This is a genomic window from Chelativorans xinjiangensis (genome assembly GCF_009812055.1).
In the GTDB taxonomy this organism is placed as follows: domain Bacteria; phylum Pseudomonadota; class Alphaproteobacteria; order Rhizobiales; family Rhizobiaceae; genus Chelativorans; species Chelativorans xinjiangense.
On the sequence record NZ_WQNH01000007.1, the window covers coordinates 16989 to 31196 of the forward strand.

Genomic DNA, 14208 nt, shown 5'->3' on the forward strand with positions numbered 1-14208 from the left:
GTCAGCGCTCGGCGGGCAGCGTGATGACGAAGCGCGCGCCGCGTATCTCGCCGGGCTTGGTGCCGGGGATGTTCTCGGCGGTCAGGGTGCCGCCGTGCGCCTCGATGATCTGGCGGCTGATGGACAGGCCGAGACCGGAGTTCTGTCCGAAGGCCTCGCCCGAGGGTCGGTCCGTATAGAAGCGATCGAAGATACGCTCGATATCGTCGGCGCGGATGCCGGGGCCGTTGTCGTCCACGGTCAGCACGATGCGCCGGGCGTTGCGCGACAGCGTAAGCGTGATGCGCCCCGCCTCCTCGGGCACGAAGGAACGCGCATTCTCGATCAGGTTGGTGATGACCTGGCCGAGGCGCAGGTCGTGGCCCGGCACAACGAAGCCCTGCCCCGGTTTGCCTTCGACCTTGAACTGAAGATCCACAGGCTTCCGCCGGCTGCCGGCATCGCGGATGCCGGCGACGAGGTCGCCGACGAAGCGCTCGAGATCGACGGGCTCGGCGTCTTCACGCACCATCTCCGCGTCCAGCCGCGAGGCGTCGGAGATATCGGTGATCAGCCGGTCGAGCCGGCGCACGTCGTGCTGGATGATTTCCATCAGCCGGTCGCGCGAGTTCTGGTCCTTGGCCAGCGGCAGCGTCTCGACGGCGCTGCCGAGCGAGGTGAGCGGGTTCTTGAGTTCGTGCGCCACATCGGCGGCGAAGCTCTCGATGGCGTCGAGGCGGGCGTAGAGCGCCTTGGTCATGTCGCGCAGCGCCACCGAAAGATTGCCGATCTCGTCCTGGCGGTGCGAGAAATCCGGTATCTCCTCGCGGTTGCGGACGCCCCGGCGCACGCGGATGGCGGCGGCGGAAAGGCGGCGCAGCGGGTTGGCGATGGTGGAGGCCAACAGCAACGACAGCACCGCCGTCACGAGAGCGGCGACGCCGAAGACCCGCAGGATCGCCAGCCGCTCCTCGGCGATGATGCGATCGACATCGCCCTGGGTCGAAAGCTGGAGGACGCCGACGACGGCGCGGAAGCGCTGAATGGGCACCGCCACCGAAATGATGCGCTCGCCCTGCTCGCTACGGCGCACGAACGCTTTCGGCTCTCCGCCCGTCAACGCAGCCATCACCTCCTCGTAGGCGACGCCGCTGCCGCCCGGCTGCTCCCGGTCGAGCGGCAGGTCGCCGCCCTGGAAAATCGCCGTAAGACGCTTCTGCAGCCAATCGAAGAAGCTTTCCTCCTCCTCGTCCATCGACGGCAGGTCGTAGCGCAGGATCTGGCCACGCGAATAAAGATGGCGCGAATCGAGCAGCAGGTTGGCGTCGCGGTCGTAGATGCGGGCGCGGGTCTTTTCGGGCGAAATCAGCCGCGGCAGAAGCGGCGCGACGAGTTCCGGGTTGATCGGGAAATCCAGGCTCTCGAACCGGTCTGGCCGCGGCGACATGCTTTCGCCCGCCTGAAGTTCCAGTAGCTTCTCCGGATCGATCAGGATCGAATCCGTTTCCACCGTGGCGGATGCGGCGATGGCGCCGGCGATGATGCCGCCCTGGGTCCTGAGGCTCTCGATCTGAGCGTCTATGAGGGCGTCGCGGAACTGGTTGATGTACAGGATGCCGATGACGAGCACCGTCATGGCACCGAAATTGAGGATGAGAATACGGCGCGTGAGGCTGGAGAACATATAGTGTCCCAGCATGCGGCGGACCGGCACTGCGAGCCGGCCCAATAGCCAGGGCGTTGCCCGCTCCACCCTGCCCTGCGTCGCGCTGGTTCTCCTGTTTCCTACCTCAATGGCCATTCAGCAATCGTCGCCCGTCATGCCTCGCGGAAGCGGTAGCCGACGCCGTAGAGCGTCTCGATCATGTCAAACTCGCCGTCGACCGACTTGAACTTCTTGCGCAGCCGCTTGATGTGGCTGTCGATGGTGCGGTCGTCCACATAGACCTGCTCGTCATAAGCCGAATCCATCAGCGCGTCACGGCTTTTCACCACACCCGGGCGCTGCGCCAGCGAATGCAGGATGAGGAACTCGGTCACCGTCAGCGTCACCGGCTCGCCCTTCCAGGTACAGGTGTGGCGCTCCTGGTCCATGACAAGATGGCCGCGCTCCAGCGAGCGGCTCTGCTTGTCGGGCATTTTGGCGGCAGCCTCGCGGGCGCTTGCCCGGCGCAGCACCGCCCGCACCCGCTCGACCAGGAGCCGCTGCGAAAACGGTTTGCGCACGAAATCGTCGGCGCCCATCTTGAGGCCGAACAGCTCGTCGATCTCGTCGTCCTTCGAGGTCAGGAAGATTACCGGCACATCGCTCTTCTGGCGCAGGCGGCGCAGAAGCTCCATACCGTCCATGCGCGGCATCTTGATGTCGAGGATGGCGAGCGACGGCGGACGCGCGCTCAGGCCTTCCAGTGCCGAGGCACCGTCCGTGTAGGTCTCGACGCGATAACCCTCCGATTCCAGTGCAATCGAAACGGACGTGAGAATATTGCGGTCGTCATCAACGAGCGCGATCGTTGCCATATCCAGTGGCTCCCTCATCATGCAATGTCCCTTCGTGCTGCATCCGCGCGCAGTTGCAGGACAAATTGGGTACAAAATGTGGCACATTCTCCAGGCGGAGTCACTTTACGCGCCTGCATGCGACGGTTTCACGCGGCGCCGCCACATGGCGTCGGCAAAAGCCAGGAGCGCTCTCCCGAAGTTTAGGGAACATATAACCGATTTAACTCGTTCTAAAAATTCTTAAATCGATTAATGATTTGAAATTGCTGTATTTTTCTGTTTCTGACGTGCGATGGCTGCTGACAGGGGCTCTCCGCCCCGGTTTGCTGGCCGGCCCTTCGATCAAAACAGATTTGGTAGCGAAACATGCACGAGACCGGCCACCGCAATCCCCTGAGCGGGATCGAGACCAGCGGCCTGAAGACCGCAGGCACCGTCCACTACAACCTCACCGAGGCACGCCTCTGCGAGGAAGCGATCCGCCGCGGCGAAGCCAGACTTTCCGCCCATGGCGCGCTCGTAGCCGAGACCGGCCAGCACACGGGCCGCTCGCCGAAGGACAAGTTCATCATCCGCGACGCCGACACGGAAGATGCCGTCTGGTGGGACAACAACGGCGCCATCTCGCGTGAGCAGTTCGAAACGCTTTACGAGGATTTCCGGCGCCACGCGGATGGCTGCGACCTTTTCGTGCAGGACCTGGTGGGCGGCGCGGATCCCGAGAACGCGCTGCCGACACGTGTCGTCACCGAGTATGCCTGGCACTCGCTGTTCATCCGCAATCTGCTCATCCGCCCGGCGCGCGAGGCGCTCTCACGCTTCGTGCCGAAGATGACGGTGGTCGACCTTCCGTCCTTCCGCGCCGATCCCGCCCGGCACGGCTGCCGTGGCGAGACCGTCATCGCCATGGACCTGAGCCGCATGATCGTGCTCATCGGCGGCACTTCGTACGCCGGGGAGATGAAAAAGTCGGTCTTCACCGCACTCAACCACATCCTGCCGCCGCGCGGCGTCATGCCGATGCATTGCTCGGCCAATACGGGGCCGGACGGCGACGTCGCCGTCTTCTTCGGCCTGTCCGGCACGGGCAAGACGACGCTTTCGGCCGATTCGGCGCGCACCCTGATCGGTGACGACGAGCACGGCTGGGGGCAAGAGGGCATCTTCAACTTCGAGGGCGGGTGCTATGCCAAGACTATCCGCCTGTCGGCCGAGGCCGAGCCGGAAATCTTTTCCACCACAAGGCGCTTCGGCACGGTACTGGAGAATGTCGTGCTCGACGAGGCCGGCGTGCCGGATTTCGATGACGGCAGCCTGACGGAGAACGCGCGGGCCGCCTATCCGCTACACTTCATCCCCAACGCAAGCGGCACGGGGCGCGCCGGACAGCCGAAGAACGTCATCATGCTAACGGCCGACGCCTTCGGCGTCATGCCGCCGATCGCGCGGCTGACGCCGGCGCAGGCCATGTATCACTTCCTGTCCGGCTACACGGCCAAGGTGGCGGGCACGGAAAAAGGCGTGAAGGAGCCGGAGGCCACGTTCTCCACCTGCTTCGGCGCGCCGTTCATGCCGCGCCATCCCTCGGCCTACGGCAACCTCCTGCGCGACCTGATCGCCGAGCACGGCGTCGACTGCTGGCTGGTGAACACCGGCTGGACGGGCGGCGCCTACGGCACAGGAAAGCGCATGCCCATCCAGGTCACACGGACGCTGCTTGCCGCGGCACTCGACGGCTCGCTCGGCAAGGCCGAATTCCGCACGGATCCGAATTTCGGCTTCGCCGTGCCGGTGGCCGTGCCGGGCGTCGACAGCGCCATCCTAGACCCGCGCACCACCTGGAGCGACAAGGCCGCCTACGACGTACAGGCCGAGCGCCTGGTCGGCATGTTCATCGACAATTTCGAGAAATTCGAATCCCATGTCGATGCGGATGTGTTGAATGCCTCGCCGCTCGCCCGGCAGGCGGCCGAATAACCCTTCCGGCAGGTTTCAGATCAGTTCATCGTTTCATGGAGTCGATGAACTGGTCTACGCTTTGTTTTGTCGTAATTCCGGACGGAAAACCGGTTTCCACTTTTCCTGGAATTACTCTAGCGTGCGGCCCGGCGTTGATTTTCGCCGGTGCCACGCAGGAGGGCCCGTGTCTCGTCGGCGTCGCGCGGCTTGCCGAAGAGATAGCCCTGGCCGCCCGCGCAGCCGAACTCCACCAGCCGCTCCGCCTGCGCTTCCTCCTCGATGCCTTCCGCCACCACGTCCATGCCGAGCCCCTCGCACATGGCCAGGATGGCGCGGATGATGTGCTCCGACGGGCGGTCGGTAAGGATCGAGGAGACGAAAGCGCGGTCGATCTTCAGCTTGTCGAAGTGGAAGTCGCGTAACCGCCCGAGGCTTGACTGGCCGGTGCCGAAATCGTCGAGCGAGACGCGGATGCCCATGCGCCTCAAGTCGTTGACGATCTTCTCGGCCGACGCCGGATCGCTCATCAGGCCGGTTTCGGTGATCTCCACCTCCAGGCGGCGGGGGTTGAAGCCCGTGCGCTCCAGGATCGCCAGGATATGCAGGCCGGTGTTGTGATCGACCAGTTGCGAGGGCGACAGGTTGAAGGACAGGAACAGATCTTCCGGCCAGTCGCGCGCCGCCTCCACCGCCTTGCGTAATACCAATTGCGAAAGCTGGCCGATGATGCCGCGCTCCTCGGCGATGGGGATGAACGTCGCCGGCGATACGACGCCGAGATCCCGGTCGGTCCAGCGCGCCAGCGTCTCGAAACCGATGGTTCGCCGGGTGGTGAGGTCGATGATGGGCTGAAAGTGCGGCTCCACCTCGCCCGCCGCGACCGCGCGCCGCAAGGCCTGCTCGATGCGCGTGAGGCGCTTTGCCGCCTCCTCCATCTCGCGCGTGTAGACCACCACGACGCCGCGGCCGGAGCGCTTTGCCTGGTAAAGGGCCGTCTCCGCCTTGCTGAGGAGAAGGTCTGTCGTGTCCTCCTCCGAATAGAAGAGCGAACAGCCGGCCGATGCCGAAAGGCGTGCGGTGCGATGGCCGACATCGTAGGGCGCCGACAGGATCTCGATCAGCATCCTTGCCTTCTCGGCAATCGTGTCCTCGCTGAAGACCATCGGGCAGAGGAAGGCGAACTCGTCGGCGCCGATGCGGGTGACGGTGGAGTGCTCGTCCATCGCCGCGCGCAGGCGCATGGCCACCTGATGCAGGATCTCGTCGCCGGCGGCGCGACCGAACAGGTCGTTGATCGGCTTGAAACCGTCGAGATCGAGAACGCCGATGGCAAACGGCGCCGGATCGTCCGCGCGCTCGGCGATGAGCCGGTTCACCTTGTCGTAGAAACGGTGCGTGTTGCCGAGCCCGGTCAGCGGATCGGTGAGGACGAGATCCTCTCCGTGTCCCCTGGTTGCTTGTCCGATAGACAGAGCGGACGGCATGCTTCTTTCCTATTCCGGAGCCTTTTGACGGAACATGCATGTGAAATTCTTTAAGAAACGTATCATGCTATAACAATTTGGAATTCGGCTTTCCGGCTCTACCCACCGACGCCGGCATGCAGTGCTTGACAGGGCGCTGCCCGCGCCGTCATCTGCCGCCGACAGCAGCCCCCAAACGGAGATTCCGCCCATGCCGCTCAGCGTCGCTTTCCAGATGGATCACATCTCCACCGTCTCGATCGCCGGCGACACCACCTTCGCCCTGGCGCTGGAGGCGCAGCGGCGCGGGCACAAGCTTTGGCATTACACGCCCGACAGGCTTTCGCAGCGCGGCGACAAGGTGTTTGCCACGGTGGAAGCGATGACGGTGCGCGAAGAGGTGGGAAGCCATTTCAGCCTGGGCGAGCCCGTACGCACGGACCTTGCCGAGATGGACGTGGTGCTTCTGCGCCAGGACCCGCCCTTCGACATGCACTACATCACTACCACGCATATCCTCGAGCGCATCCACCCGAAGACGCTGGTCGTCAACGATCCCGCCTGGGTGCGCAACAGCCCGGAGAAGATCTTCGTCACCGAATTCGCCGACCTGATGCCGGACACGCTGATCACCCGCGACCCGGCGGAGGTGGACGCCTTCCGCGCCGAGCACGGCGACATCATCGTCAAGCCGCTCTACGGCAATGGCGGCGCCGGCATCTTCCATCTGCTGGAGGCCGACCGCAATCTGGCTTCGCTGCTCGAGCTGTTCACCCAGACCTTCCGCGAACCGTTCATCGTGCAACGCTATCTGATGGAGGTGCGCGGCGGCGACAAGCGCATCATCCTGATCGAGGGTGAGCCGGTGGGCGCCATCAACCGGGTGCCGGCCGAACACGATTCGCGCTCCAACATGCATGTGGGCGGCCGCGCCGAACCGACCGAGATCACCGAGCGCGAGCGTGAGATCTGCGCGCGCATCGGGCCCGCCCTGCGCGAGCGCGGCTTGGTGCTGGTGGGCATCGACGTGATCGGCGGGCTCCTTACCGAGATCAACGTCACCTCGCCGACCGGCGTGCGCGAGGTGCAGAAGTTCGGCGGTGCCGACATCGCAGCCCTTTTCTGGGACGCGGTGGAGGCACGGCGATAGAGCAATTCCAGGAAAAGTGGAAGCCGGGTTCCGTCCGGAATTGCGACAAAATAAGAAGTTAGACCAATTCATCGATTTCCAAATCGATGAATTGGTCTGAGGCCGGCGTTCCGCGGCTGCAACCGCCTGCCGCCTGCCTGCAACCAGAGCGGTCTATTTGTTCGTGTAATGTTCTTGATCCGGGCCGCAATCCGTGCTTGAGTGACGCAACTGATCAATCGACCGGGGCACAGGGGCGCCACAGGGCGGGGGAGGTTGCATGGTTTCGCGTGTGCGTACGATTGCGTTCGAGGGGATCGAGGCTGTTCCCGTCGATGTGCAGGTGATGGTCGCGCCCGGCAAGATGGGCATGCAGATCGTCGGGCTGGGCGACAAGGCCGTGGCGGAAAGCCGCGAGCGGGTGCAGGCCGCGCTCCATGCCTCGGGCCTCTCGATGCCGCCCAAACGGGTAACGGTCAATCTCGCGCCTGCCGATCTTCCCAAGGAGGGCAGCCATTACGACCTGCCGATCGCCCTCGGCCTGATGGCCGCGCTCGGTGCCGTGCCGGCGGACGCCTTGAGCGACTATGTGGTGCTCGGCGAGCTGGCGCTCGACGGCACGGTGGCGCGGGTGGCCGGCGTGCTGCCGGCGGCGATCGGTGCCAACGCCATGGGCAAGGGCCTCATCTGCCCGCATGACTGCGGGCCGGAGGCCGCGTGGGCTGGCATGGACGTTGACATCCTGGCGCCGCGCAGCCTGATCGCGCTGGCCAACCATTTCCGCGGCACGCAGGTGATGAGCCGGCCGCAGCCGGCCCTCGGGCCGCCGCCCGGCCTGTTGCCTGACCTGTCCGATATCAAGGGCCAGGAGAGTGCCAAGCGGGCGCTGGAGGTGGCGGCGGCCGGTGGCCACAACCTCCTGATGGTCGGCCCGCCTGGTGCCGGAAAATCCATGCTGGCGCAGCGTTTGCCGTCCATCCTGCCGCCGCTGTCGCCGAAGGAGCTTCTGGAAGTCTCCATGGTCGCTTCCATCGCCGGCGAGCTTGCCGACGGGCGCCTCTCCGACCGGCGTCCCTTCCGCGCGCCGCACCATTCTGCGTCCATGGCGGCGATGGTCGGCGGCGGTCTGCGTGCACGGCCGGGCGAGGTGTCGCTGGCCCATCACGGCGTGCTCTTTCTGGATGAATTGCCGGAGTTCACGGCGCAGGTGCTCAACTCGCTGCGCCAGCCGCTGGAAAGCGGCGAATGCGTCATCGCGCGGGCCAACCACCGGGTAAGTTATCCGGCACAGATCCAACTCGTTGCGGCGATGAACCCTTGCCGCTGCGGCATGGCGGGCGAGCCGGGGCACCGGTGCGCGCGCGGGCCGCGCTGCCAGGCGGAGTATCAGGCGCGCATATCCGGCCCGCTGCTCGACCGCATCGACCTGCGCATTGACGTGCCGGCGGTCTCGGCGGGCGACCTCATCCAGCCCGGCAAGGCAGAGGACAGCGCCACCGTCGGCGCACGTGTCGCCCGCGCCCGCGATATCCAGCGGGAGCGCTTCGCCAATCTCGGCCTGCCCGGATGGACGACAAATGCGCGCTGCTCACCCGCCCTTGTCGAAGACATCGCCGCGCCCGATTCGGCAGGCCTCTCGCTACTTCAGGATGCGAGCGAGAAGATGGGGCTGTCGGCCCGCGCCTATCACCGGGTGCTCAAGGTCGCACGCACGCTGGCCGATCTCGACGGACAGCCGACGGTCGGCCGTATCCACCTTGCCGAGGCCATCTCCTACCGCGTTGCCGGCGAGCGCCTGGCACAGGCAGCGTGAGCATGGCGCGGTAATTCGCCTCGGCGGCAGGTTGGAGCAATTCCAGGAAAAGTGGAAGCCGATTTTCCGGCCGGAATTGCGACAAGCAATGAGTTAGACTGGCGGCCTTTCTTGATCACTGGCGGTGCTTCGATGTTCAGGCATGGATCCTCGGGTCATGCCTGAACCGCTCCAATAAACAGAACGGGCAAAGCTACGGGCCGTCGGGATTAGACCAGTTCATCGATTCCAAGAAACGAAGAACTGATCTAGGTCACCCGAACGGCGGACGAGAAAACGCAGCGTCGCACGAGCGCGAATAGAGAGTGGGCTTTCCGAACAGGTGCGCAGAGCTATTTGCGGACAGCGCCGACGAGCAGGTTGTTCCCCGAGCGCAGGCTCACCCAGCGGCCGGTGTGGTCACTCGCCTGCCGCTTGAGATACCGGTAGCCGGTATGGCTCCACAACTTCACCTCGTCCTTGAGGTTGTCGAGAATGAAATCGCCCTGGTCCGTCCGTACGGTCAGCACCGCATGGCCCTCGCCGTCACGCTTGCGCACGACGGTAATCAGGAGGTCGGAGAGAGGCACACCCGCCTGGCGCAGCCGCCGGCGCTTCTCCAGCACATAGTCTTCGCAGTCGCCGATGCCTTTGTCCGGATAGGTCCAGACCTCTTCCTTGCCGTAGATGTCGCGGTCGTTCATCGCCTTCACGGACCTGTTGACCGTGAGGTTGACGCTGGCGATCTTCCGTCGCAGCGCACCGGTCATGCGGACCGGCCCGCTGTCACGCAACCGGATGGCGCATTCGCCCGGCCTCTTCTTGCAGAATTCGTAGTGCCCGACGGGCTGAGACGTCGCCCCACCCGTCACCATCGAGCCGGAGGCAGCCGCTGCGCCGGTGCCAAGCCCGCTCAAAACCATGCAAATTCCCATTGCGGTGCTGATACCCGCCCGCCTCGCTGCCATTTTTGGAGCTCCCCGTTATTTCTTAATGAAGAGTTAAGAGGTTCGGAGCGGGGGCTGTCAATTATAAAATCGGCGAAGCGTGCCTTATGGTTTATATCTCCCGGCCACCGGCGCCGGGAGTCTTCGGGAAGGGCTTAGCCTTTCAGCGAGCGCCTTTCGCCCGCTTCTGCTTAGCGGCGGGGGTGTCGTGGGCGGCGATGAAATCGACAATGCGTGGGGCGATCTCGGCCCTGAAGCGCGACCCGTTGAAGACGCCGTAATGGCCGACCACGGGTTGCAGGTAGTGGCTGCGCATGGCGTCGGGAATGTTGACGCAGAGGTCATGCGCGGCCTCGGTCTGTCCGACACCGGAGATGTCGTCGTTCTCGCCCTCGACGGTCAGAAGCGCGACCGAGCGTATGGCGGCGGGGTCCACCGGCTCGCCACGATGCGTCATCTCGCCCTTGGGCAGCGAATGGCGGACGAAGACCGTGTCGACGGTCTGCAGGTAGAACTCCGCCGTCAAATCCATCACCGCCAGATATTCGTCGTAGAAGTCGCGGTGCTTCTCCGCCGGTTCGCCATCGCCTTCCACAAGGTGCATGAAGAACTCCTTGTGGGCGGTGATGTGCCGGTCGAGATTCATGCTCATGAAGCCGGAGAGCTGCAGGAAGCCGGGATAGACGTGGCGCAGGAAACCGGGGTTCGGCCACGGCACCTGCATGATAACGTTCTCGCGGAACCAGTCGATGCCGTGCTCCTCGGCGAGCCGATTGACGGCGGTGGGGTTCTTCCGCGTGTCGATGGGCCCGCCCATCAGCGTCATGGTGGCCGGCAGGTTCCCGTCGCCGCGCGCCTCCATCAGCGCCACTGCCGCAAGCACCGGCACGGAAGGCTGACACACGCCCATGACATGGGCGCCGGGACCGAGCACGCGGAACATCTCGATGAGATAGTCGATGTAGTCGTCGAGGTCGAAGCGGCCGTCCGAGAGGGGCACCATGCGCGCGTCGGTCCAGTCGGTGATATAGACGTCGGCATGCGGCAGCATCGCCTCCACCGTGCCGCGCAGCAGCGTTGCGTAGTGGCCGGACACGGGCGCCACCATCAGGAGCCTTGCATCCGGCTTGCAGCCGGCCGGCAGGTCACGCACGAAGCGGATCAGCCGGCAAAAGGGCCGCGACCACACCACCTCTTCGGTAACGGCGACCGCCTTGCCGTCCACTACCGTCGTCTCAATGCCGAATTCGGGCTTGCCGTAGCGGCGGGTGGTGCGCTCGAACATCTCAGCGGCCGCGGCGATCGTGCGGCCCCAGGGCGTGCTGGCGGCTGGATTGAACGGATTGGCGTAGAGGAGCCGGACTGCTTGGGCATAGGCCCGTGCCGGTTGCAGGGCCGCATGGTTGAATTCGTAAAGCTGGTAATACAAGGCAGACCTTTCCGACGCGGGGCCTTTACCGCCGGTGCTTGTCCGGCGAGGCGGCTTGCGCTGCGGCTATGGACGATGGTTCAAACTAACGCAGGTTTGATGCATTGCAATAGAGGCGACGGTTTCCCTGTTTAAGTTACTGAAATTTATGCTCTCTCATGGCCGCTTTCAAGCTAGGGGATGTTGCGGCGCAGCATCAAAAGCCGCTTTTCGGTCGCGATTCCCGGCGGCACCTCCGCTAGAAACTGCCTGGCAAGGGGGGCGGGAGCGGCATCGAGGGCACATTCCACGAAGCCCTGTCCGGCATAAAAACGCTCATTGAAGGGAAGGTCGCGAAAAGTTGTCAGCGAGACGCCCTCGTGGCCTTCGTCCCGGCTTCTGTCGATTGCCGCGGCAAGCAGCGCCGTGCCGATGCCACGGCGCCCATGGGCGGGATCCACCGCAAGCTCCCGCAAATGCAGGAACCCGCCCACGGGATGGAGAATGGCATAGCCTACCGGGCCACCTTCGCAATGCACCGCCACGAGGGTCTCGCAAACCCCAGCGAGCGCGTGGAACTGCGCCGGCGTCAATGTGCCTTCGGCCAGCGAGGGGTAGCCGTATTCGGCAAAGAGGACCGAGGCGCGCGCATCCACCACCGCCAGCGCGGCCGCGTCGTCTGGCCGGTAGGCGCGGATGGCGTAGCCCGCCGGCAATCCGTGTTCCTTCATCGCGTGCGCGGTTCAGCCCTCATAGGCTTCGACAATGATCATTTCGGCGTCCGCCACCTCCTGGCGGATGGCCTTGGCTGCCTGGTAGTCGGGGGAATGGTAGCAATCCGTGGCCGCCTGCATGGACGGAAACTCGATCACCACGTTGCGCCCGCGCCCCTTGCCTTCCATGGCTTCATAGGCTCCCCCACGCGCCAGAAACCGGGCGCCAAAGCGCTCGAAGGCGGGTTTTGCGGTCGCCACATAGTCCTTGTAGCGCTCCGGGTCGCGCACATCCACATGGGCAATCCAGTAGGCCTTGGGCATTTTCCTCTCCCCTCGGTTCGCGGTCTTCAGGCGGCTGTGAGCATTTCCGCCAGAATGGCTTCGGCCGCGGCCTTGCGGTCGGCGGCGGCAACAACCGGGCGGGCGACGACCAGATGGCTGGCGCCGGCGCGGATGGCGTCGGCTGGCGTCATCACGCGCTTCTGGTCGCCATGGGCGGCACCCGCGGGGCGGATGCCCGGCGTGACGACCGCCAGTTCCGGCCCGACGATGGCGCGCACGGCCTGCGCCTCGGCCGCCGAGCAGACGACACCTCCCATGCCCGCGTTGCGCACCTGTTCGGCGCGGCGCAGCACCAGCGTGTGCGGGTCGTATTCGTAGCCGGCGTCGATCAGGTCCTGCTCGTCCATGGAGGTGAGCACCGTGACGCCGAGCAGGCAAAGGCCGGAGCCTTCCGCAGCGGCAACGGCCGCACGCATGGCCTTTGGATAGGCGTGCAGCGTCAGCATGGTGACGCCCATGCGGGCGATATTCTCGACGCCTTTGGCGACAGTGTTGTCGATGTCGAGGAGCTTCATGTCGAGGAAGACTTGTCTGCCCGACTGCACCAGCTCCTGCGCGAAGCCTAAACCGCCGGCGAAGGCGAGCTGATAGCCGATCTTGTAGAAGCCTACGGTGTCACCCAGTTCGGCCACCGCCTTTTCGGCCTCGGCGAGTGTGGGCACGTCGAGCCCGACGATCAGACGGTCGCGCATCTCGTCAGCCGGCATGGTCCACCCCCTCAAATGTTTCCATCGGCGTCCAGTCGCACAACAATTCGCTGCTGGCAATCCCGAAGGCGAACAGGCTGCCGCCACCCGCGGACTGATCTTCCCGTCTGGAGATCTGACGGCTGCCGATCCGGCATTTGAGCAACGTGCCGACAGCGCCGTGCCCGACCAGGAGCGTGGGCACAAGCTCTGAGCGGTTCAGCGCACGGCGCACCGCCGCCTCGATGCGATCACCAGCGTCGACCGCCCTTTCCCAACCCCGCCAGCTCTTTTGCGGCTCGCCAAAGAACCTCTCGGCGGCGGCTTCGAATTCATCCGGTTGCAGAAAACCCGTCGCCGAGCGGTCGTTTTCTCCCATCTCCGGGTCGACCTCTATCGCGACCCCCAGACGCGCCGCTATCAGCGCAGCCGTCTCGACGGCCTTCAACTCCGCGCTGGAGACGATGCGCCTGATCGGGCGCAGCCATGTCTTCCCAAGCATGGCTTCGACCCGTTGCCTCCCCCGACCGGAAAGGCGCCATTCGGGCACCGGACGCTCCGGTTCTATCTCGACTTGGGGATGCGTGAGATAGAAGGCTGTCACACCTCCACCCGCGTCGACAGCATGCGCGCCCGCTCGATCAGCGTGCGGCAGACCCTGGCCATCGCCTTCTGCAGCCGTTCCTCCAGAAAATCGCCTTTCTCGTCGAAGGCTTCCTGGGCGCGCGGCACGGAGCATTGCGGCGTCACGATTTCCGCCTGGCAGTGTACGAGCACGGCGCGCAGATGGTTGATGGCGCGAACGCCGGCATAGCCGCCGTTCGACGAGGAGCAGAGTGCGACGGGTTTGCCGCTGAAGGCGCGGAGGGAGCGGCCCTGCGCATCGGCCTTTACGCGGCTGATCCAATCGATGGTGTTCTTCAACAGGGGCGGCAGCGAGGAGTTGTATTCGGGAGTGGCGATCAAGAGCCCATCATGGGCAGCGAGCATGTGGGCCAGCTTCACGGCGTTTTCCGGCACGCCCTTTTCCCGTTCCAGATCCTGATTGAGGATAGGCAAGGGATAGTCGGCGAGCGAAATGCGCGTGACTTCGGCGCCCTGCAGCGCCAGCTCCTTCACGGCCGCATCAGCGGTCTTGCCGCTAAGGGCGCCGCTGCGGATCGAGCCGGCGAAGACAAGGATTTTTGGATTCACGGCTCCCACCGTTTCAATTTGCCGCCTCGGGTATAGGCGATCGGCGGGGTATTTCAAGCGTAGCGAGATGCTCTCGGCGAAACGTCTACAA

Annotated in this window: 13 protein-coding genes; 3 read left to right on the forward strand and 10 right to left on the reverse strand. The window is 64.7% G+C overall.

The features are described from left to right. Position 1 precedes the first annotated feature (1 nt). Together GM910_RS06860 and GM910_RS06865 are read right to left on the reverse strand one after the other, a co-directional pair. Positions 2–1780 carry a stimulus-sensing domain-containing protein gene (locus GM910_RS06860; RefSeq protein ID WP_159586778.1) on the reverse strand — a complete coding sequence of 593 codons (1779 nt, stop codon included), beginning with the start codon at positions 1778–1780 and terminating at the stop codon, positions 2–4. 17 nt (positions 1781–1797) lie between these two features. Further along, a complete protein-coding gene (locus GM910_RS06865) occupies positions 1798–2499 on the reverse strand; it encodes a response regulator transcription factor (protein ID WP_159586779.1) in 702 nt (233 codons plus the stop codon). A 348-nt stretch (positions 2500–2847) separates the two neighbouring features. Between GM910_RS06865 and GM910_RS06870 the strand changes: the two genes are divergently transcribed. Then, positions 2848–4458 carry a phosphoenolpyruvate carboxykinase gene (locus GM910_RS06870; RefSeq protein ID WP_159586780.1) on the forward strand — a complete coding sequence of 537 codons (1611 nt, stop codon included), beginning with the start codon at positions 2848–2850 and terminating at the stop codon, positions 4456–4458. 116 nt (positions 4459–4574) lie between these two features. Here the strand turns inward: GM910_RS06870 and GM910_RS06875 are convergent, their stop codons facing one another. Then, complete coding sequence (locus GM910_RS06875) at positions 4575–5924, reverse strand: putative bifunctional diguanylate cyclase/phosphodiesterase (RefSeq protein ID WP_159586781.1); 1350 nt, start codon at positions 5922–5924, stop codon at positions 4575–4577. A 190-nt stretch (positions 5925–6114) separates the two neighbouring features. Here GM910_RS06875 and gshB point away from each other — a divergent pair, with 190 nt between their 5' ends. After that, a complete protein-coding gene (gene gshB, locus GM910_RS06880; RefSeq protein ID WP_159586782.1) occupies positions 6115–7053 on the forward strand; it encodes a glutathione synthase in 939 nt (312 codons plus the stop codon). Between the two features lie 259 nt (positions 7054–7312). Next, positions 7313–8845 (forward strand): YifB family Mg chelatase-like AAA ATPase, encoded by a 1533-nt coding sequence (locus GM910_RS06885; protein WP_159586783.1) that lies wholly within the window; start codon positions 7313–7315, stop codon positions 8843–8845. Between the two features lie 332 nt (positions 8846–9177). Here GM910_RS06885 and GM910_RS06890 read toward each other — a convergent pair whose 3' ends face one another. The 7 genes from GM910_RS06890 to GM910_RS06920 all read right to left on the reverse strand — a co-directional run bounded on the left by GM910_RS06890 (position 9178) and on the right by GM910_RS06920 (position 14117). Next, positions 9178–9792, reverse strand: coding sequence for a transglutaminase-like cysteine peptidase (locus tag GM910_RS06890; protein WP_159586784.1), 615 nt, complete (start codon positions 9790–9792; stop codon positions 9178–9180). 142 nt (positions 9793–9934) lie between these two features. Next, complete coding sequence (locus tag GM910_RS06895; protein WP_159586785.1) at positions 9935–11200, reverse strand: polyhydroxyalkanoate depolymerase; 1266 nt, start codon at positions 11198–11200, stop codon at positions 9935–9937. Positions 11201–11373: 173 nt separating this feature from the next. Then, positions 11374–11895, reverse strand: a complete 522-nt coding sequence (locus GM910_RS06900) for a GNAT family N-acetyltransferase (protein ID WP_246225893.1) — start codon at positions 11893–11895, stop codon at positions 11374–11376. A 27-nt stretch (positions 11896–11922) separates the two neighbouring features. Continuing rightward, on the reverse strand, positions 11923–12216 hold the full coding sequence (locus tag GM910_RS06905; RefSeq protein ID WP_159586787.1) for a DUF1330 domain-containing protein: 294 nt from the start codon (positions 12214–12216) through the stop codon (positions 11923–11925). Positions 12217–12242: 26 nt separating this feature from the next. Continuing rightward, a complete protein-coding gene (pyrF, locus tag GM910_RS06910) occupies positions 12243–12944 on the reverse strand; it encodes an orotidine-5'-phosphate decarboxylase (protein ID WP_159586788.1) in 702 nt (233 codons plus the stop codon). Then, positions 12934–13527 (reverse strand): histidine phosphatase family protein, encoded by a 594-nt coding sequence (locus GM910_RS06915; RefSeq protein WP_159586789.1) that lies wholly within the window; start codon positions 13525–13527, stop codon positions 12934–12936. The genes pyrF and GM910_RS06915 overlap by 11 nt, the downstream gene beginning before the upstream one ends. Then, the gene (locus tag GM910_RS06920; protein WP_246225894.1) at positions 13524–14117 is read right to left on the reverse strand and encodes an NADPH-dependent FMN reductase; all 594 of its coding nucleotides are present in this window, start codon (positions 14115–14117) and stop codon (positions 13524–13526) included. The genes GM910_RS06915 and GM910_RS06920 overlap by 4 nt, the downstream gene beginning before the upstream one ends. Between the last annotated feature and the right edge of the window lie 91 nt (positions 14118–14208).